This window comes from Myxosarcina sp. GI1(2024), assembly GCF_053543375.1.
The window spans coordinates 233,864-253,605 of sequence record NZ_JBKGTY010000004.1; the positions used below are offsets into that span (position 1 = coordinate 233,864).

A 19,742-nucleotide genomic window follows, 5' to 3' on the forward strand; every position below is an offset into this window, starting at 1 on the left:
TTACTATGTTGCCCTCGATAAAGCGATCGCTTCTCTTATTATCTACGGTAGCTCTTTTGGCTAATTGTTCTCAGTCGGAATTTTTACTGAGCGAAATTGAATCGAGCAATCCTCAAACAGCAACCGCTGTTTCTACTCAAGCGGTTAACTATGACAGCTATGCTACTGTTTTAAGCGAATACGTCAACGACCAGGGACTAGTTGATTATTTAGAATTACAGTCAAATCGTCAACTGCTAGATAAATTCAATTACAGTGTTGGTGCTGTGGCTCCCGAAACCTTTCTCAACTGGAGCGAAGAAGAACAGATTGCTTTTCTGATGAATGCCTACAACTCCTACACTCTCGCGGCAATTATCGATCGAGACCCGTTAAAAGAGAGCATCCGCGACATTCCTCGAGTTTGGAAACAAGAAAAGTATCTAGTAGTAGGTCAAAATAAATCTCTCGATGGTATCGAACACGGTACTCTCAGAAAAGACTACGATGAGCCGCGTCTTCATGCAGCTTTGGTTTGTGCGGCGATAAGTTGTCCGCCTTTACGCAATGAACCGTATCGCGGCGATAATTTGGATGCACAGTTAGACGACCAAGTAACTACCTGGTTGAGCGATCCACAGCGGGGATTAAAAATAGACCGTCAAAATAATATCGTTGCTATCTCCTCAATATTCGATTGGTATGGCAAAGACTGGATTGCTAGCTATGGAACTGATGAAGGCTTTACCGGCAATCAGAAACAAAGAGCCGTACTCAATTTTATTAGTAATTATGTCAGTCCGGAAGATGCAGAGTATCTCCGAGCCGGAAATTATCGGTTGGAATATCTCGATTATGACTGGTCGCTGAATATTCAACCCCAAAATTAAAATCGCTGCTCCTTGCTCCTCTAAATTCATCTTTCAGCAATCATGAATTCTGTCTCTTGTCTCCTCATCAAAAACCCTAAATTCTGGTCATCGAACTGAGGTCTTATTACGAGACATGAGTTGGAAGGTTAATAATAAACAATGCTCTATGTTTGGCTTGTAGTGATTTTCGTCGCTGCGGTCGCCTATGCTTCCAAGATGTCTTATGTCCTAAGCTCAAAGCGTATTGCTATACATTACAAAAAAACTAAAAAAAATGCCCACCATTTCTGGAGAGCATTTTTGATTTAGTTAAGTTTTAAGTCAACTTACATTGACCATCAACTGATTAATTTAGCCGTTGATACTAGGAGCAGTTAAGGCTACAGGAGCTGTCTCACCACTTGCCAAGTCTAAGGGGAAGTTGTGAGCGTTGCGCTCGTGCATGACCTCAAATCCAAGGTTAGCTCGGTTGAGTACGTCTGCCCAAGTGTTGACGACACGTCCTTGAGAATCCAAGATCGACTGGTTGAAGTTAAATCCGTTGAGGTTGAACGCCATGGTGGAAATTCCCATTGCGGTGAACCAGATTCCAATTACCGGCCATGCTCCTAAGAAGAAGTGCAAGGAACGGCTGTTGTTGAAAGACGCGTATTGGAAGATCAAACGACCGAAGTAACCGTGTGCGGCTACGATGTTGTAAGTTTCTTCCTCTTGTCCGAATTTGTAACCGTAGTTTTGAGATTCGGTTTCAGTGGTTTCACGGACTAAGCTAGAAGTTACCAAGCTTCCGTGCATAGCGCTGAATAGTGCGCCCCCGAATACACCTGCTACACCCAACATGTGGAAGGGATGCATTAAGATGTTGTGCTCGGCTTGGAAGACGAACATGAAGTTGAACGTACCGCTAATTCCTAAGGGCATTCCGTCGGAGAAGCTTCCTTGTCCTAAGGGATAGATTAAGAAGACTGCAGTCGCTGCAGATACTGGTGCCGAGTAGGCTACACAGATCCAAGGACGCATTCCTAGTCTATAGCTCAGTTCCCACTGACGACCTAAGTAGGAGAAAACTCCGATCAGGAAGTGGAAGACGATCAGCTGGTAAGGACCACCGTTGTAGAGCCATTCGTCTAGGGATGCTGCCTCCCAAATGGGATAAAAGTGTAGTCCGATGGCGTTAGAGCTCGGTACTACTGCTCCAGAGACGATGTTGTTGCCGTAAAGCAAAGAACCGGCTACTGGTTCTCTGATGCCGTCGATGTCTACAGGTGGTGCTGCGACGAAGGCAATTAGGAAACAGGTGGTTGCCGCTAGGAGGGTGGGGATCATCAATACACCGAACCAACCGACGTAGATGCGGTTGTTGGTGCTAGTTACCCACTGACAAAAATTCTCCCAAGCGCTGCGATTTTCGCTTCTGCTTAGTGTAGTTGTCATAAGTACTATGATTCCTGAATTGTTAATTTAATTGTCAAAGTTCTATTTATTTGACATTTTTATCTTAATCAGTATCTTTAGTTTTGTAAAGGATTTTAACTAAATATTGACTTCTATAATTTATTTATAAATTACACTTATCTATACACTTATGACTCAGCTCGTTACTTATAGTCCTGCCTATACGTTAGTTCCTACATATGAATGTTTCAATCGCTGTAGCTACTGTAACTTTCGAGTAGATATTGGTAAGGACTTTTGGTTAACTGTCTCAGCAGCAGGAGACAAGCTAAAACGACTGCCATCCTCCGAGATCGCAGAAATATTAATACTCAGTGGCGAAGTCCATCCTGCTTCCTCCAAAAGACATTCGTGGTTTATGAGAATCTATCAGCTATGCGAGTTAGTATTGTCTTTGGGTTTTCTGCCTCATAGTAATGTCGGTCCCTTAAGCTGGTGGGAGATGGAACAGTTAAAAGTAGTTAATGTTTCAATGGGGTTAATGTTAGAACAGTTAAATCCTAAATTTTTAACTACAGTACACCAGCAAGCACCGAGTAAGCAGCCCCAATTACGCTTACAGCAACTGGAATGGGCGGGAAAACTCCAAATTCCTTTTACCACAGGATTATTATTGGGAATTGGCGAAACCAAGTCAGATCGCCAAGAAACCTTAGAGGCGATCGCAACTATCAATCAAAAATGGGGAAATATTCAAGAAGTTATATTGCAACCTCATAGTTTAGGCAGCAAACAACAATTAAACGCGCCAAATTTTGCACCGCACTCATTATTAGAAGTAATTACCCAAGCTCGCACTATTTTACCCGACAGTATCGCCATTCAAATACCACCAAATTTAGTAACAGAATCGCAACTTCTTCTAGATTGTTTGGCAGCAGGAGCATCGGATTTAGGGGGAATCAGTCCTAAAGATGAAGTCAACCCAGACTATCCCCATCCGACTCGCAAATATTTAAATTCTATCTTGGAACCTAAAGGCTGGAAATTAAAAGCCCGTTTGCCGGTATATCCTCAATATTACTCTTGGCTATCTCCTTCACTACAAAATGCGGTTAAAGCGAAAGAAAATACTTTGAAATGTGTTTGAAGAAAAAAATAAGTTTTAAGTTTGAGCTTGCTTAAAGCAGCCGAAGCTTTTTTCGGTGGAACTTTTAGTTGTGATACTTATTTGGTAAATTGTCTTTGGTCATTGCTCGTCAATCTAAATGATTGAGTCTTGCCACAACATGAGGAATAACGAAAAATAAAATGTTTAAAATCGTCAACGAACAAAAGCAATATCAAACCTATATCTTAACTGACGAAGCAGCTCGAGCGCAGATTGAAGTAGTACCTGAAAGAGGAGGAATTATTTCTCGCTGGCGCTTTCGAGAATGGGAAATTTTTTATTTAGATACAGAAAGATTTGCCAATCCCGAACTTAGTATTCGTGGTGGCAACCCCATATTGTTTCCGATTTGCGGTAACTTGGTCAATGATACTTATATATACCAAGGTAGAGAATACAAACTAAAACAACACGGGTTTGCTCGCGATCTACCTTGGCAAGTAACGGCAACCGAAACTGATGAGTGTGCTAGCATTACTATTGCTTTAAACAGCAACGATAAGACTCTTGCTGTTTATCCGTTTGAATTTGAGTTGGTTTTTAGCTATCAGTTAAGAGGTAATAGTTTAAAAATCCTTCAGAAATATACCAATAAGTCTCAAGAGGTGATGCCTTTTTCGGCTGGTTTTCATCCTTATTTTGCAGTGCAAAACAAAGACCAGTTAGAATTTAACATTCCTAGCGATCGCTACACTGAAAAAGCCAGTCAGAAAACTCATTCTTTTGATAGCGAGTTTAACTTTGAACTCGAAGAGATTGATGTTGCTTTTACCTCGCTTCGCCAACAAACGGCATCATGGTGTGATCGCTCGACAAATCGACAAATAGCGATCGACTACGACAATTTTTATTCAACATTGGTTTTTTGGAGTATTAGAGGGAAAGAGTTTATTTGCCTCGAACCTTGGAGTGCACCGCGTAATGCAATTAATACTAAAGAAAAGCTAACCGCTCTCGAACCCGAAAGAACCTTGGAGTCAGTGGTTGAGATGACCTGCAGTTCTTTATAATCTTTGGCTCGATCTTTTTCGAGAGATATGTTAAGGTAAATAACCGTGCCAACAAATATGTCGCTTATTTGAGGGTCGCTAGCTCAACGGTAGAGTACTCGGCTTTTAACCGATTGGTTCTGGGTTCGAATCCCAGGCGACCCATGTAAAATTACTTCACCAAAGCGGCAAACTCAAACTTTAAATTACAAAATGCTTGAAGTCACCCAGCTTAGCGGGGTATGGAGCATAGCGGACTTGAACCGCTGACATCTTGCATGCCATGCAAGCACTCTACCAGCTGAGTTAATGCCCCTTAAGAACTTTTAAATATTTTATCACAAACCTCATAGCACTAATTAAGTAGCTAAAGAAATTTGGACAAAACCTGTCGGGTTGAGGCTGCTGTTTTTTCCCAACTAAATAATTTGGCTTGCTGCAAACCTAAATCTCGCAATTGCGATCGCAATCGATTGTCTCGGGCGAGAGACTCCATTGCTGCAGTAATTTCTTCCGTACAGTAGGGATCGATTAAAATGGCCGCATCTCCAGCTATTTCGGGTAGAGAAGCTAGATTAGAAGTAATTACGGGAGTGCCGCAAGCCATTGCCTCAAGTACGGGAAGTCCAAAACCTTCCCACAAAGTAGGAAAAACCAGAGCGATTGCTTGACTGATGATAATTGGTAATTCTTGATAGGGTATGTAGTCGAGAAATTTAACTCGGTTGGCAATAGCTAATTCTGTAGCTTGTTGTCGTAGCTGAGGTGTAAAGCGGCGGTCGATTTCACCTGCAATCCAAAGCTGAGATTGTCGATTATTGGTCATTTTGGCAAAAGCAGTGAGCAAACCCTGAAGATTTTTATAGGGATCTTGGCGTCCGAGGTAGAGAAAATAGGGACAGTTGGGTTTTTTTAGAGTAAAAACTGTCCGGGGATAAAAATTAGTGCGGTCGTATGCCAACCAAATAGGCGTTATCTTTTTAGCTGGGATCCCATAGCGCTCGACAATATCTCTTGCTGTAGCTTGTGAATTACAAATAATATGTTTGGCTCTTCGCAAAACTAGAGGTACTACATAGCGAAAATAATTAGTTAAGGGCGACGTTAGTTTTGGAAAACGTAAGGGAATTAAGTCGTGGCACATTACCACATAGTGACAATTTTGATATAAGGGTGCTTCTGGCAAAGGAGAAAAAATTAAATCAGCATTCAAGCGTCGATATATTGACGGTAATTTAAACTGTGTCCAAAATAAACGCCGAAAATGTCCTTTACTTCCCTGAGCTGGAGTTAAATTGTCAGGAATTGGAATACAGGAAAAATTATCAAACTTGTTTGCGGTCAATAATATCGGGTCGAGACTTTGCAAACCAGGAATTACATTTAGGGCATAGGTGGCAATACCTGTGGGTTTGTCAAATAAAAACGAAAGATTGACTAAAAGTAATTGAGACAAAGATTAAGATGAAGATTATGAAAACGATGCTTGAATTTTACTATCATATCTCTCTCCATTTTTTAGTCTGCGAAAAACTTCACGAGCTACTTCCTACGGAGAAATTTAGGACTTAGCTATGGAAAGCAAAGAGTAACATGAAATTTAAAAAAATACTACGTAGAGGACTTACAAGTCAGAAGGTAGAAGTATCAATTAAACATCGAGTTTGGCTTATTTTCGCTCGCCGAACCTTCGGTTGTATCCAAAACAGACCAAACTTCTGATAATAACTCATCCAATCCATCACGAGTTACTGCCGAAATTGACAAAATCTTGGCAGTAGTTAATTTTGATAGTTCTTCTGTCAATAAGAAAAGGGTTTCCTCCGCTACAGCATCTATTTTGTTAAAAGCAATAATCTGAGGACGTTCGCCTAATCCCCTTCCGTAAGCGGTTAACTCTCGTTGAATAGTTTGATAATCGGCAATGGGATCCTCAGCAGTCACATCTATTAGATGTAGTAATAGTCTAGTACGTTCGATGTGGCGCAAAAATTCATAACCCAAACCCACACCTTCAGAAGCTCCTGCAATCAATCCAGGAATATCGGCAAACACCGTACCGTCACCAGTGGGTTTACGTACCACTCCCAAATTAGGAACTAGAGTAGTAAAAGGATAGTCTGCTATTTTAGGTCGAGCTGAAGACAAGGCGGCAATTAAGGTAGATTTACCTGCATTGGGTAGCCCGATAATTCCCACTTCTGCAAGTAACTTTAATTCTAGACGCAAACGACGAGTTTCCCCTTCTAGACCAGGTAAGGCATATTCAGGAGCGCGGTTGCGGTTGCTGAGAAAGTGTTTGTTTCCCAAACCACCCTTACCGCCTTCGGCGACACATAAAGTTTGACCATTCCTAATCAAGTCCCCCAGTAATTCTCCCGTTTCGGCATCGTAGATCGTCGTACCGCAAGGCACTTCAATCAGGCGATCGCTACCACTTGCACCAGTACGATTGCTCGGTCCGCCTCGTTTACCATCTTCGGCTTTAAATACACGAGCATATTTAAAATCTAGTAGAGTCTGTAGGCGGTTGGCAGCAACTAAAACTACCGAACCCCCCTTACCTCCATTGCCTCCAGCAGGACCTCCGGCAGGTACGTATTTTTCTCTTCTAAAGGCAACTATGCCATCGCCTCCTTTACCCGCGACGACTTCAATTTCTGCTAGATCGATAAACTGCATTCTCTAGTTAATTCTAAATGTAAATTATTTGGATATTTGTATTTGTATCTATATCAATTCTAGAAACCGCTCAGATATATTTTACTATTTAGATTATGAATGATAGAAGATTGCTTAATTTCTCAATCCAAGCTAGGGAAATTGCTAGCTTTTATCTTGAGTAAGTCTTGTAACCATAGATCGACCAAGTGTAACTCTTCCTCAGCCACGAACCCAGCTTCTACTAATTTCTGATAGCAAAGACGTAAGTTTTGACCCATATCGCTTTGCCTACTAGATAGATTGAGGTTACTCAGAATCTCCATAATTTTGACGTTGTTCAAATATCCAGGAACTTCGTCTTTAAAATCTCGAATTAAAGAATGCTCGTTTCTTACCTGAAAAACGGTTGCTTCACGAAAAGCAAGGTGTTTGCCAACTTGGTAGAGGCAAACCTGGGCGATAAATGACCGCCAAATGTCTGTCATCCGAAAACTTACAAAGCTAGGTAGATAGAGAAGTGGATAGACTTCCGACCACCAGAGGGTATTTTGTGAGTTGAAAGGACAGAATGTTCCTTTCGAGAGAATAACTGTGTTTGACCTAAATTTGGTTTCTGTTTCTGTTGTCAAACGATAAATAGAATCGACATCTGGATCGCCATCGGCTAAAAATTGCTGAATGGGACAGTCCCAAAGTTGTCGCTGACCTAAAACAGTTTCATTGTTCAGGCTTTGGGTAATATACTCCAAAGGAAAGCCCCGGGGCCAAATTCTATCATCCGTAAAATGGATATAGACGTTCTCCCAGCCAGTCTTTTGAACTAGTCGACCTTCTACATGGCGATCTATAATACCGAGAAATGAGTTATAGGGAATATTATCATCGTCTGTTTCATAAATTAGTTCAGCTCCTTCTTCGATCGCTTTGAGATAACCAATGTTTTTGCGAGCGTAGTGATTGAAAGGACACTCTCGAGCATAGACACTATCAAATGCTAGTTGGTCTTCAATAGAAAAAAATTTAACTCCTTCACAGTGCCAGTCATTGGGAGTTTTCTTATCGGCAACTACAATGAATTTCCAGTCAGAAAAGTTTTTAGCTAATTTTTTGACTCCCTTAGTTGGGTAATTGATAGTTGTGATGACAATAAACTTATTTGCCTTCATAATGTTATGTTCGTTAATTGCTTGAAAAGTTATATTACTAGAATGTGTATTTTCCTAGAATGTGTATTTTCCTAATTCAATCTCCTCGCCATAGATATCTTCTATAATTTTTCTAGTTCTTGTTGTATGATAATTTTTATAGTTAATGCTTTGGGATTTATTAGCGGGAATAATATATTTAAGATCGATGTCAATATTGCAAGAGTTAAGCAGTAATTTAAAATCACTAGAAAAACTTTCAACTTTTCCAATAAAATCTATAAAAAAATTATTTTTAATTTTAGGTATGAAGTAACTAAATGGTTTGTAATGGTTATTGAGAATATCTGTTGCAGGACTTTGTACTCTTTCAGGTATAGATTCGATAAATTTTTCAAACGAAGTATTTTGATGATAAAAATGCCAACCAGTATTTAAATAACCTGAAAGGAGGCGTTCATAGGGATTTCTTAAAAACGCAAATTTTATATATGGTAATTCAGCTATTTCATTCCAGTTAACAGACATATTATAAAATTCAGCTTGCCATTTTCTAAAATCCATGAACATGGAATATTCTGGATCGTATTTGTTTTTATGTTCTACTGAAAACAATACTGTTTTTATTGTTGAAGAGGCATTTTTAGGTACTTCAAAATAAAGCAGTTTTAATTTAGGAGATTTAATTCGATAATTATAGAGTGCCGAGCGATCGACTTCTGCTTTTAGTAAGCTATTTTTTTGTCTAGTAGTAAATTTAATTAAGAATTTTTGAAGATCGGGACTCGATGAAAGATAATTAATTGAATATCCACTGTTTTTTTTTACCTTAAACAAATAAGTTTTTTTTACATAAAATTTTATATTTCGAGGAATCCAAGTTTTTAATTGTCGTTTAAAATTCTGGGCAGCCATAACAATCGAGCCTCATTTATTAAACAGTATATTGTGCGCCGTTAAAGTAATTGCAACAAAGCCAAAAGACTTTGTTGAAAATTAGAAATATCCTGCACTCTGTTCTCTATTTGCTGTTCACTGTCTACAAATATTTTTGTTCTTATCTATTTTGCTGTATCTAAGTAGCATAACTTCAGCAATTTTTCGCGCCACTCGCTCCCAAGAAAATTTTTCTAAGCAGTATTGTTGTCCTGCTATTCCCATTGCCCTCAATCTGTTGGGATCGGAGAAAGCCCGCAAAATTGACTCTGCGATCGCGTCTGATGTCGGCTCATCTACTAGAAAACCATATTTTTCCTGATGGATAATTTCTGGTAGAGAATTTCTATTCAATCCCAAAATCGGAGTTCGGCACGCTAAAGCTTCAAGGTAAACTATCCCCCAAGGCTCATTGAGTGCGGGCATAGCAAATAAAGCAGCACGCTCGAACAGTCGTTGTAGTTCTTTCCAAGAGATAAACCCCGTTACCCTAACATTTGGTACCGAGCCAATGAGTTTTTTGTATTTCTCTTGCCCTACAATAACTAGCTGAAGAGAAGGATTTTTCTGTAGAGCTTTCTGGAAACCTTCTATCAATAAAGAACCTCCTTTATCCTCGAACCGATTTTTGGCAACAAATAGAATGTGTCCATTCTCGTAATCTTTTTCTCCAGTAAAAGGTTCTATTTTGCCCCTACCAGTACCGACGACTGTAATACGCTCTGGTTCTATTTGATAGTAGTCGATCAAATTTTGGCGGACGTATTCGGATATGGGAAAAAAATGATTTATTTGAGCATAAGATTCTCGCTCTAGCCGATCGGCAAGCTGGAGCATTTTGGGAGTGTATTTAGCAATATTGGTTACGTAGTTAGACCAGAGGTTCCAAGTCGAGTCACAGAACAAATAGTGTTCGAATTGATTATTTACCTGAGGAAAAGGAAGGTCAAATGTTCCCGTATGGAGTATTTTTGTACAGCCTAAAGCTTGGGCTTGAGCCTCTAGAATTTTTGCGCCGTGAGTTCGAGCCACTTTTCCTCGGCGATAGTCTATTTTAAGTCCTGATAGTTGGTTGAGGAGCTTATAAGTTAGTTTTTGATATTTTTTCAGATCTGTATTAATCCCAACTACTTGTATTCCCAAAGATTCAATGGCTCTAGCTATATTGCTGGGAGTACCAGACCAGGTTTTGGGGTTTTTCGGATCGCCTGCCGAACTAGCGATCGCTATAAGCTCTGTGTTGGTTGTCATCCCTTATCGCTATCTCGAACATATAGATTTTTAGCAAACTTATGAACATACATTGCAATCTTCTCAGAAGTCATTCTACTTTCGCTAGAGGAGTAACTGTGAGTCAGCTAGCGTTTTATTTCTTCGCTCCCCAAAGAGTAGATACATATTACGATTTTCATCGATTAACGTCAAACAACAAAAGATAGCTTACGGCAAAAACTATAAATTTTAGATAACGAACGCTAAACCGTGACTTTTGAAGCAAACATCTGTATATTGTTTCTGAACAGTTTAGACTCGATCGCCAAAGGGCAAAAGATCGGCGTTACAATGCAGGCTTCATCCTTCAAGTATTCTGTTTGCTACAAAAAAAGAGTTTTCTTCGTAAAGCAAAATGAAAACCCCTGTTGTCCTAGTAATTTTTAATCGTCCAGATACGACTGAAAAGGTATTTGAAGCCATCCGCCAGGCAAAACCAGCCCAACTGTTAGCGATCGCAGATGGAGCGAGAAGCGATCGCCCTAACGAAGCTGAAAAATGTGCCGAGGCACGAGCCATTATCGAGCGCGTCGATTGGGACTGCCAAGTTTTAACCAATTTCTCCGAGCTCAACTTGGGCTGTAAGCTGAGGGTTTCGAGTGGCTTGGATTGGGTATTTTCACTAGTAGAAGAAGCAATTATCTTAGAAGATGACTGCCTTCCCCATCCGAGCTTTTTTCGTTTTTGTGAAGAGTTACTCGCTTATTATCGAGGGGACGAGCGAATTATGACTATTTCTGGCGATAACTTTCAGCTGGGACGCAGACGCACTAGATACAGCTACTATTACTCGCGCTACAATCACTGCTGGGGCTGGGCGACTTGGAGACGCGCCTGGCAACATTATGATATAAAGATGAAACACTGGCAGGAAATAAAAGATGGCGATTGGCTTAAATATCTTTTAGGGGATACCAGGACCGTAAACTACTGGAATAAAATTTTTAACTTTACCGAGCGAGAAAAGATTAATAGTTGGGCATATCGCTGGACATTTGCCTGTTGGATTCAAAATGGTTTAACCGTTCTTCCAGAGGTTAACTTGGTAACTAATATTGGGTTTGGTAGCGATGGAACTCACACGAATAACAGTCAACATCCGATGGCTAATCTTCCTATAGAAGCGATTAACTTTCCTCTAAAACATCCACCTTACGTTATTCGCCATGCTGAAGCAGATCGCTTTACCCAAAACAATTTCTTTAGCAAAACTCTTAGAGTTCGTGCAGTTAATAAAGCAAAAAGGGTATTAAATATAAATAATTCTAGACTTAGATCGATCTTAAAATCATGACTACAAAGCAAAGCCGTTAAGCTCGACGAAGTTTTTTTAAACCCAACATATTACAAGAGCGAGAGCAGCAATCGTTATAATTCTATTTTGTTGTAATTGAATATATGGTAAAAAAGCTAATCAGGCAGCTATTGAGAACAATCGGTTTTGAAATCAAAAAGTACAACCCCACCCACTCAGAAGCAGCTCGCCTGCAACAACTACTTGCCTATCACGACATCAATTTGATTTTAGATGTGGGGGCAAATATGGGTCAATATCGTTATTTTCTGAGAGACTTCGGCTATACTGGGCGAATTGTTTCTTTCGAGCCACTCTCTTCTGCTCATACTCGTTTACAAGCCACTGCTCATCGAGACAAGTTCTGGGAAATTGCACCTCGTACTGCTATTGGCGATCGCAATGGTGAAATAACGGTCAATATTTCTGCCAACAGCTATAGCAGTTCGGTTTTAGATCTTTTAGACAATCATATTAGTGCCTCAGCTAGTTCGGCTTACGTCGATTCGGAAACAGTCAAACTTAGCACCTTAGATACTGCCGCTTCAAAATATATCGAGCGAGACGACCGAGTTTTTTTGAAAATTGACGTTCAAGGTTTCGAACGACAGGTTTTAGCGGGTGCAACTGAGATTTTGCCGCAAGTCAAAGGAATTCAGTTAGAGCTTTCTTTGGTTCCTCTCTACGAAAGTCAACCGATCTATAGAGAAATGATAAAATTTCTAGAAAAATTAGGCTACGAGCTTTATGCCCTCGTTCCAGGATTTACCGAACATAAAACAGGTAAACTACTTCAGATGGATGGAATTTTTTTTAGGCAATGAAAGTATGCTCTATTAGTCGTTCTGATGGTCGGGGTGGTGGTTATGCTGCTGCCTATCGTCTCCACCAGGGTTTGAGAAAGTCGGGAGTAGATTCGCTGATGCTGGTTGGTGAGGGCAACCGCGATGATTTTACAGTTTTGTCTTCTGGCAGCAAGCTGGCAAAAGCCTGGGTAAAATTGGCTCCTACATTGGATGGAATTCCCAAGCAATTTTATCCCCAAAGAGAAACTGCTGCCTTTTCCGTACAGTGGCTACCAGATCGAGTCGCGGCAAAAGTTGCTCAAATTGCACCAGATATCATCAATCTGCACTGGATTAATGGTGGACATCTCCAGATTGAATCGGTTCCTAAGTTAGCCAAACCAATCGTGTGGACGCTTCATGATATGTGGAATTTCACTGGAGGTTGTCATTATAGTCAAGAATGCGATCGCTATACGGGTTCTTGTGGTGCCTGTCCCCAACTACACAGCAGCAGCAACTGGGATTTATCGCGGTGGATCTGGCAACGTAAGCTCAAAGCCTGGAAAAAACTAAATTTAACTCTGGTGACTCCTAGTAACTGGCTGGCTGAGTGTGCCAGAAAAAGTTCTCTACTACAAAATTTGCGAGTAGAAGTCATTCCCAACGGTTTGGACGTTCAAAGGTATAAGCCCATAGACACCTGTTTAGCTAAACAGATAATTGGTCTACCGCCAAATAAAAAAATTATTTTGTTTGGTGCATTACGGGCAACGAGCGATCGCCGCAAGGGATTTCATTTATTACTGCCAGCTTTGCAAAAATTGAGTCATACTCTAGAGAAAGACCGAATCGAGCTAGTAGTCTTTGGGAGTTCTCAACCGAGAAATCCGCCTGAGTTGGGATTCAAAACCCACTATTTGGGCTTTTTAAATGACGATATTTCCCTAGCACTTGTATATTCAGCCGCCGATGTAACGATCGTTCCTTCAATTCAAGAAGCTTTTGGACAGACTGCTTCTGAATCTCTAGCTTGCGGCACACCAGTTGCCGCCTTTAATACCACAGGATTGAAAGACATTATCGACCATCAGCAAAATGGCTATTTAGCTCAACCATATGAAACAGAAGACCTAGCTCGCGGAATTGCCTGGATTATAGAAGATGAACTACGATGGTCATCATTATCTTGCCAGGCAACAGCCAAAATAGAAAGAGAATTTACTGTAGAAATACAGGCTGAGAGATACCTCAAACTTTTTAATGAGATTTTAGTTAACTCCCATGCAGATAAATTTAACTAAGAATTATAAGGATCGCATTCTTGTCAATAAATACGACAAGGCAATCGTACTGTTTTTCGGTTTGGCTTTGTGGATGTTTATTCCAATTTTGGGAGTTTTTCCGCTACTTTTATTCGTTCAACTAAATCACAAACTAAATAGCAAATTAAACTTATTAATTATTTTCTTGGTAATTCTGACTAATACTATATTTGTTTCTTCTCTAGATGTTATTTCCGATTTAGCGATTTATATAGATAATTATGAAAATTTAAATACTAAAACTCCTTGGGAAATTTCTGGAGAACAAGGACTTGAATTTATCATGTGGTTGGTCAGCTATCCTATATATATTATTTCCAACGGCTCAAAATATGCCTTTGTTTTCTTTTGGTCTTTTGTATTTAATGCTGTCACACTTTTAGTTATCGCTAAAGGGTTATCTCCTCGCAATTATGGATTGCTGTCAATGTTTATCGTTGCCACCCCCATTTTCTTTACTAATCAGGGTTTTTTAGTCAGACAATACATAGCTAGTCTAATTTTTTTGGTTGCAGTGATTTATGCTGAGAAAAAAATGGTGTCGTGGGGATTGTATATAATTAGCTTGTTTGCTCACTTGGCAAATATAATTTATCTGCCGATTTTACTGCTCTATAATAAAGCGAGTAATTTTTTAAATAAAAAAATAGTTAAAATAATAATTTTATTAATTGGAATTTTATTACCCATTACTCAGGGGATCTTAGTTAATATCGTCAATATTATTGCTGGTTTTTTGCCTTCATTATATGGTTCGATTCTTGTAGCCAAAACTAGATTTTACGTCAATCAAAATAACGATCTTCAAGGTGGGTTTGGATTTACTTCTTTGGAAAATATTGTAGTATTCATGCTAATACTCTTTATGGTTAGAGAGATAAAAGTTAAAACGGCTACCGAAAAAATACTGCTTTTTCTGCACCTTGTCTTACTGTTTTTTACCTTTGTCGGACGAAATCTTCCACTTTTTTCTTTTAGATTTGGATTTATTTTATATACTTTTGCTGGGGTATTTTATTATTTTCTTGTCGAATATAAATGGAAGGGATTTAAAAAAGAAATATTGCCGATTGCGTTAGTTGCAAAACTCCTCTATTTTTGCTATTTTCTATACAATATACATATAGGAGATAATGCTTTTAATTACTTAGATGGTCGTGTATTTAATTCGAGTGTATTTGACTATATAGAAATAGCTCACGATGGTTTTGTGTACGACATTGAAATAAAAGATCTTCCCGATCGCACTATTAGAATATAAGAAAAAAATATTAAAAACCGAAATGTATCTTGTTTACATTTGGAGAAAACAAAATTATTCCCCATTCGAGCGATCGCACTATTTTGTTAAGTCAGGATATGCGCTCGATTTAATATGAAGAATCTAAAAACTACAGTTAATTCGCCAGCCAGCGATCGCAGCTATGTGACTTTTCTCAATCAGTTAGAACTCGGCATCAGTTTCGAGGAGATCGCCACTAAGTCACCTCACTCCGACAGCGAGCTTAGAGGGTGGAAGGGAATTTTAAGTTTAGTTTGCCGTGATCGACAGCAGCAACTTTATGACGTAGATATGCGTTATGCTTGGGGACGAGAAATATTCACTCAACACCTCATTGACTATGGCTGGACGGAAGGAACTTTACTGTTTCGTAAGTCATTTAGCCAGAGCAATTCCCGACATAAATTAATTATCTATCTCTGCACCGCCAGTACTGGGTTAGATGTTCCTCAAAAAGTCCAACGCGTTGCCAGGGATTTTTTAATTGGTGAATACTGGCAGAGTATAACTCATGTTTATCTTCAGCTAGATTGCCTAGCAGAAATTAATTCTACTTTTGTTTCCAATTTGCCCTTGCCTCAAAGAGAGCTTGTAGAAACCAAATCGCCATCTTATCTGACTATCGATCGCTTAGCTAAAACCCTTATCGCCGAAAAAAGAGAGCATCTTACCGACAAGTTATTACTTCCTTATCATTCAGCTAGAAAGGGGGAAGGAGGGTTACGCACTAGAGGTATTTACAAACAGCCTACTCCCGAACTACCTCTTATTTCAGTAATTACGGTAGTTTTTAATGGCGAGCGGTATTTAGAACAAACTATTCAATCGGTCATCAATCAGCCCCATGCCAATCTAGAATACATTATTATCGATGGCGGTTCTGAAGACAAAACCCTAGATATTATCAAACGATACGAAGGGCAAATAGATTACTGGATCAGCGAAAGCGATCGCGGTATTTACGATGCGATGAATAAAGGCACCAAAGCAGCCTTAGGCTCTCACACCTGGCATATCAATGCCGACGATATCTTGTGGCAAACCCCAGATGCGCAATTGAATTGTACTGAGGCTAATTTAGCAGGTAGGGTAATGTTTTTTCTGCCGAAAGAGCAAGTTTGCAAGCTAAGATTGCCCTACTCAATAGAACAGAACCTAGCTCTCAACATAGTTAAATATCCGCTCAATCATCAGGGTTTTATCGGTCTGAGAACCGAAAACTCTTGGTTTGATTTCAGCTATAAAATTATCGCTGACACGATTACTATGGCGCACAAAATTACCGCAGAACCAGTAATAATTACCGATAAAGTTCTCACCATTCATCGCCGGGAGGGGATATCGGCAGAAAATAATCAAACACTCCACCAGGAACTAAGACGTGCGATCGCGGGTGCGATTAATTTTCAAGCTCGTAAACTACTGTGGCAAAAGATAGTCTATTCTAGATTGAGAAAAATTGCTAGATCGCTCGGTTTGGTGAGTTTGAGAAGAAAATATTTTTAACTCATGGATTCTCTTAAAGTTTCTGTCATAGTCCCCACCAAAGATAGACCGCAAATGTTAACCAGAGCGGTTTATAGCATCTGCTCGCAAAGTATCCCGCCAGCAGAAATTATTATCGTCGATGATGCTTCTATGGCAACTTACGATGAAGTTATCGCTCAGTTAGAGCAGTTGGATATTCCCATCATCTATCGCCGACTGCCACAAAGTTTAGGTCCTAGCGCGACTCGTAATTTAGGTGCCGAGCTAGCTTCGGAGGATATTCTCATGTTTTTAGACGATGACGATCTTTGGCTACCGCAAAAAATATCCAATCAGTTGCAAATCTTCAGAAAACATCCAGAGGTAGGATTGGTTTATGCCGCTCGTTCTGTCATCGATGAAACTGGTCAGATTTTGTTTCAGATAACTCCCAAATTAGCAGGCAGAATATACGATGAAATGCTGCAAAAAAATCATATAGGCGTGACTTCTAGCGTGGCGGTAAGGAGAAGTTTATTTTTAGAAGCGGGAGGTTTTGATGATGAAATAGCAGTTCGAGAAGATTACGAACTTTGGCTGAGATTATCCAAGCAGACCGAGATCGCCTTCGATCCCCAAGCTACGGTTCAGTGGACGATACACGCTCGACCTAGAAAACAAACCAGCAGCAAACCCGAAATTTACGAAGGAGCGGTGCAAAAGATTCTGCAAAAATATCAGCAAGATATCGAGTCTTTACCCCTCAAAAAAGCCAGACAAGCTTATGCTTCTCACTATACTTTGATTGCCGATAAGTACTTACAAGCTGGTTCTTCAAGAAGGTTTTGGTACGTTTTGCTGAGTTTGCTACAGTATCCTTCTGCCGCTGCTTTGGCTCGTCTTCTACCTTATGCTTTCTATCTCCAGCTTCGAAAACGCACTCAAAACAATCTTAGCCAGGATAAAAAAATGGCGATCGATACAGCCAGTTAATTTTCGGTCGAACCTATTGAACTGATGAAATCCTATAATCCCTTCGAGCGGACAATTGCCAAAACTCTCGATAGTTTTCCTCAAGTAAAACAAATTGCCAAAAGTACTTATCAACGGTTTAACTATTGGTATTTTGGCGACCGCGGCTTTCAATTAGCCCTTCATCCTTCAGTAAAAATCTCGACTCCCTATCAGTGGTGCGGTGTCGAATCTAGTTCGTCGGAACTAGTTTTTGGTTACTATGACAAATCTCCCTGGTCGACCGATATGTCAAAATTTGTCTGTCACCGTTTTAAGGAACCAGGTAGTCAAAAAGTTGAAATTATCGTTTGCGATCGCGCCAAGCAGCAGGTTACAGAAGTCGCTACTTCTCGAACCTGGAGTTCGCAACAGGGAAGTATGGTTCAGTGGTTGCGAAATTGCAGCGGTGAAAAAATAATTTTTAACGATTTAGTAGAAGGTAAACTTGCAGCCAGAATTATTTCTTTAAAAGCAAAAACAGAAAATACGATTCCTTTTCCCATTCAAACACTTCATCCCAACGGCAAAAAAGCTCTAACCCTCAACTACAAACGCTTGGCTCGCCTTCGTCCAGAATATGGCTATGCCGTCAATGCCAGTAATTTTAGTGGCGATTTATCTCTAGCAGGAGATGGAATTTGGAAAGTAGATTTAAAGTCGGGTAAAGGAGAATTAATCCTTAGTTTGCAGGCTTTAATCGCCTATCAACCACGCCCTGAAATGGCTGATGCCCAACACAAAGTCAACCACATCATGTATTCTCCTCAAGGAAGCAAGTTTGTCTTCATGCACCGTTGGTTCAACAGCCAGGGCAAATTTTCCCGTCTTTACGTTGCTGACAGCGATGGTAGTAATCTCAAACTCTTACTCGATGAAGACATGGTTTCTCACTACAGTTGGGAAGACGAAAGATACTTACTGGCTTGGGCGAGAACTAAAGTGGCTGGCGATCGCTATTACTCAATCGATGTTACTACTGGCGAATGGCAGGTAATCGGTAAAGAAACCCTAGACATTTACGGTGACGGTCATCCTTCCTTCTCTCCTAACCGACGCTGGATCGTTACCGATACCTATCCAGACCGCGCTCGACAGCAGCACCTACTGTTGTACGATCGCAGCACTCAAGAAACTGTCGAACTGGGGCGTTTTTTAGCACCCTTAAAATACAGTGCGGCGCAACGCTGCGACCTGCATCCTCGTTGGAGTCCAGACGGGAATGCGATCTCAATTGATTCGACTTACGAAGGCAGGCGTTACAGTTACTTTATCCATATTGGAGCAATAGTCAATGACTAATCTTCCAGCTACCAATCCTCAAGAACCCATAGTTACTGTTTTAATGAGCGTTTATAACGGTATGCCTCATTTACCAGCGGCGATCGACAGTATTTTGCAGCAAACTTTGACTAACTTTAAATTTATCATTATCGATGATGCCTCTAGCGATAGTACCCCTGAAGTATTACGCGATCGCACCCAAAGAGACTCTCGCATCGAAGTTATCACCAATCAGCAGAATCGAGGTTTGGGGTACAATTTGGCTCATGGGCTGACAATAGCCACAACTCCTTGGGTGGCTCGAATGGATGCCGACGATATTGCAGTACCTCGACGTTTGGAGTGGCAACTTGCTTACGTTAAAGAACATCCCGAAGTCGATATTGTAGGAGGTTATGCCCTAGACATTAGCGATCGCGGTCAAATCTTGGGCGATCGCAAAGTTCCTACTACTCACAAAGATATTTGTCGTTTGGTGTGGACAAATCCATTTATTCACGGGACGGTGCTGCTGCGTCGGGAGGCAATTTTACGAGTGGGTTCTTACAGTCCTCAGTTGTCAAAACGTCAAGATTACGAGCTCTGGTTTCGTTGCGTGAAGGCAGGACTAAAATTTGCCAATTTACCCCAGCCTATAATTCACTATCGTTTTTCAGATGGTACCTTCACACGTAATAACTGGCGCGTAGCCCTAACGCACGTTCGCGTTGGTTGGCAAGGTTGTTGGCAAGTCAAAGCGTCTCCCGTTGCTTATGTAGCCATTACCAAACAGTTGGTTATAGTTTTGTTACCCCCTCCAGTAAGAACTTTGGTTTATGACTGGCTAAAACAATTCGATCCTAGGGCTAAAGTTATTTGAAAATCAATAATT

General features: G+C 40.3%; 17 protein-coding genes and 2 tRNA genes. 12 read left to right on the plus strand and 7 right to left on the minus strand.

The genetic code is table 11. The annotated features are described in order from the left end of the window. Positions 1–5 precede the first annotated feature (5 nt). Positions 6–869, plus strand: coding sequence for a DUF547 domain-containing protein (locus tag ACLFKQ_RS18600; protein WP_449001245.1), 864 nt, complete (start codon positions 6–8; stop codon positions 867–869). Between the two features lie 333 nt (positions 870–1,202). On the opposite strand, the gene psbA is transcribed toward ACLFKQ_RS18600, so the two are convergent. Further along, positions 1,203–2,285 carry a photosystem II q(b) protein gene (gene psbA / locus ACLFKQ_RS18605; RefSeq protein ID WP_449001246.1) on the minus strand — a complete coding sequence of 361 codons (1,083 nt, stop codon included), beginning with the start codon at positions 2,283–2,285 and terminating at the stop codon, positions 1,203–1,205. Between the two features lie 151 nt (positions 2,286–2,436). Between psbA and cofG the strand changes: the two genes are divergently transcribed. The 3 genes from cofG to ACLFKQ_RS18620 all read left to right on the plus strand — a co-directional run bounded on the left by cofG (position 2,437) and on the right by ACLFKQ_RS18620 (position 4,571). Then, on the plus strand, positions 2,437–3,396 hold the full coding sequence (cofG, locus tag ACLFKQ_RS18610) for a 7,8-didemethyl-8-hydroxy-5-deazariboflavin synthase subunit CofG (RefSeq protein WP_449001247.1): 960 nt from the start codon (positions 2,437–2,439) through the stop codon (positions 3,394–3,396). A gap of 161 nt (positions 3,397–3,557) precedes the next feature. Then, positions 3,558–4,427 carry an aldose epimerase family protein gene (locus tag ACLFKQ_RS18615; RefSeq protein ID WP_449001248.1) on the plus strand — a complete coding sequence of 290 codons (870 nt, stop codon included), beginning with the start codon at positions 3,558–3,560 and terminating at the stop codon, positions 4,425–4,427. 72 nt (positions 4,428–4,499) lie between these two features. Continuing rightward, positions 4,500–4,571: transfer RNA gene (locus ACLFKQ_RS18620), tRNA-Lys, on the plus strand. A 78-nt stretch (positions 4,572–4,649) separates the two neighbouring features. Here ACLFKQ_RS18620 and ACLFKQ_RS18625 read toward each other — a convergent pair. The 6 genes from ACLFKQ_RS18625 to ACLFKQ_RS18650 form a co-directional block, all read right to left on the minus strand. After that, positions 4,650–4,722: transfer RNA gene (locus ACLFKQ_RS18625), tRNA-Ala, on the minus strand. 51 nt (positions 4,723–4,773) lie between these two features. After that, positions 4,774–5,862 carry a glycosyltransferase family 4 protein gene (locus ACLFKQ_RS18630; RefSeq protein WP_449001249.1) on the minus strand — a complete coding sequence of 363 codons (1,089 nt, stop codon included), beginning with the start codon at positions 5,860–5,862 and terminating at the stop codon, positions 4,774–4,776. A gap of 191 nt (positions 5,863–6,053) precedes the next feature. Continuing rightward, positions 6,054–7,088, minus strand: coding sequence for a GTPase ObgE (gene obgE, locus ACLFKQ_RS18635; protein ID WP_449001250.1), 1,035 nt, complete (start codon positions 7,086–7,088; stop codon positions 6,054–6,056). Positions 7,089–7,210: 122 nt separating this feature from the next. Next, positions 7,211–8,236 carry an STELLO glycosyltransferase family protein gene (locus tag ACLFKQ_RS18640; RefSeq protein ID WP_449001251.1) on the minus strand — a complete coding sequence of 342 codons (1,026 nt, stop codon included), beginning with the start codon at positions 8,234–8,236 and terminating at the stop codon, positions 7,211–7,213. 54 nt (positions 8,237–8,290) lie between these two features. Next, complete coding sequence (locus tag ACLFKQ_RS18645) at positions 8,291–9,130, minus strand: sulfotransferase family 2 domain-containing protein (RefSeq protein ID WP_449001252.1); 840 nt, start codon at positions 9,128–9,130, stop codon at positions 8,291–8,293. Between the two features lie 117 nt (positions 9,131–9,247). Then, entirely contained in the window at positions 9,248–10,402 is a 1,155-nt protein-coding gene (locus tag ACLFKQ_RS18650; RefSeq protein WP_449001253.1) for a glycosyltransferase family 4 protein, read from the minus strand. A gap of 376 nt (positions 10,403–10,778) precedes the next feature. Between ACLFKQ_RS18650 and ACLFKQ_RS18655 the strand changes: the two genes are divergently transcribed. The 8 genes from ACLFKQ_RS18655 to ACLFKQ_RS18690 all read left to right on the plus strand — a co-directional run bounded on the left by ACLFKQ_RS18655 (position 10,779) and on the right by ACLFKQ_RS18690 (position 19,730). Further along, complete coding sequence (locus tag ACLFKQ_RS18655; protein WP_449001254.1) at positions 10,779–11,717, plus strand: glycosyltransferase family 2 protein; 939 nt, start codon at positions 10,779–10,781, stop codon at positions 11,715–11,717. A 104-nt stretch (positions 11,718–11,821) separates the two neighbouring features. Beyond that, on the plus strand, positions 11,822–12,541 hold the full coding sequence (locus ACLFKQ_RS18660; protein WP_449001255.1) for an FkbM family methyltransferase: 720 nt from the start codon (positions 11,822–11,824) through the stop codon (positions 12,539–12,541). Continuing rightward, positions 12,538–13,806, plus strand: coding sequence for a glycosyltransferase family 4 protein (locus ACLFKQ_RS18665; RefSeq protein ID WP_449001256.1), 1,269 nt, complete (start codon positions 12,538–12,540; stop codon positions 13,804–13,806). The genes ACLFKQ_RS18660 and ACLFKQ_RS18665 overlap by 4 nt, the downstream gene beginning before the upstream one ends. Beyond that, positions 13,787–15,088: an EpsG family protein gene (locus ACLFKQ_RS18670; RefSeq protein WP_449001257.1), complete on the plus strand. Its 1,302-nt coding sequence runs from the start codon at positions 13,787–13,789 to the stop codon at positions 15,086–15,088. Before ACLFKQ_RS18665 ends, ACLFKQ_RS18670 begins: the two co-directional genes overlap by 20 nt. Positions 15,089–15,202: 114 nt before the next feature. Beyond that, positions 15,203–16,615 (plus strand): glycosyltransferase, encoded by a 1,413-nt coding sequence (locus ACLFKQ_RS18675; protein WP_449001258.1) that lies wholly within the window; start codon positions 15,203–15,205, stop codon positions 16,613–16,615. A gap of 3 nt (positions 16,616–16,618) precedes the next feature. Next, a complete protein-coding gene (locus tag ACLFKQ_RS18680; RefSeq protein ID WP_449001259.1) occupies positions 16,619–17,569 on the plus strand; it encodes a glycosyltransferase family A protein in 951 nt (316 codons plus the stop codon). A 24-nt stretch (positions 17,570–17,593) separates the two neighbouring features. Next, a complete protein-coding gene (locus ACLFKQ_RS18685) occupies positions 17,594–18,889 on the plus strand; it encodes a TolB family protein (RefSeq protein ID WP_449001260.1) in 1,296 nt (431 codons plus the stop codon). Then, the gene (locus ACLFKQ_RS18690; protein ID WP_449001261.1) at positions 18,882–19,730 is read left to right on the plus strand and encodes a glycosyltransferase; all 849 of its coding nucleotides are present in this window, start codon (positions 18,882–18,884) and stop codon (positions 19,728–19,730) included. The genes ACLFKQ_RS18685 and ACLFKQ_RS18690 overlap by 8 nt, the downstream gene beginning before the upstream one ends. The last annotated feature ends 12 nt before the right edge of the window (positions 19,731–19,742 follow it).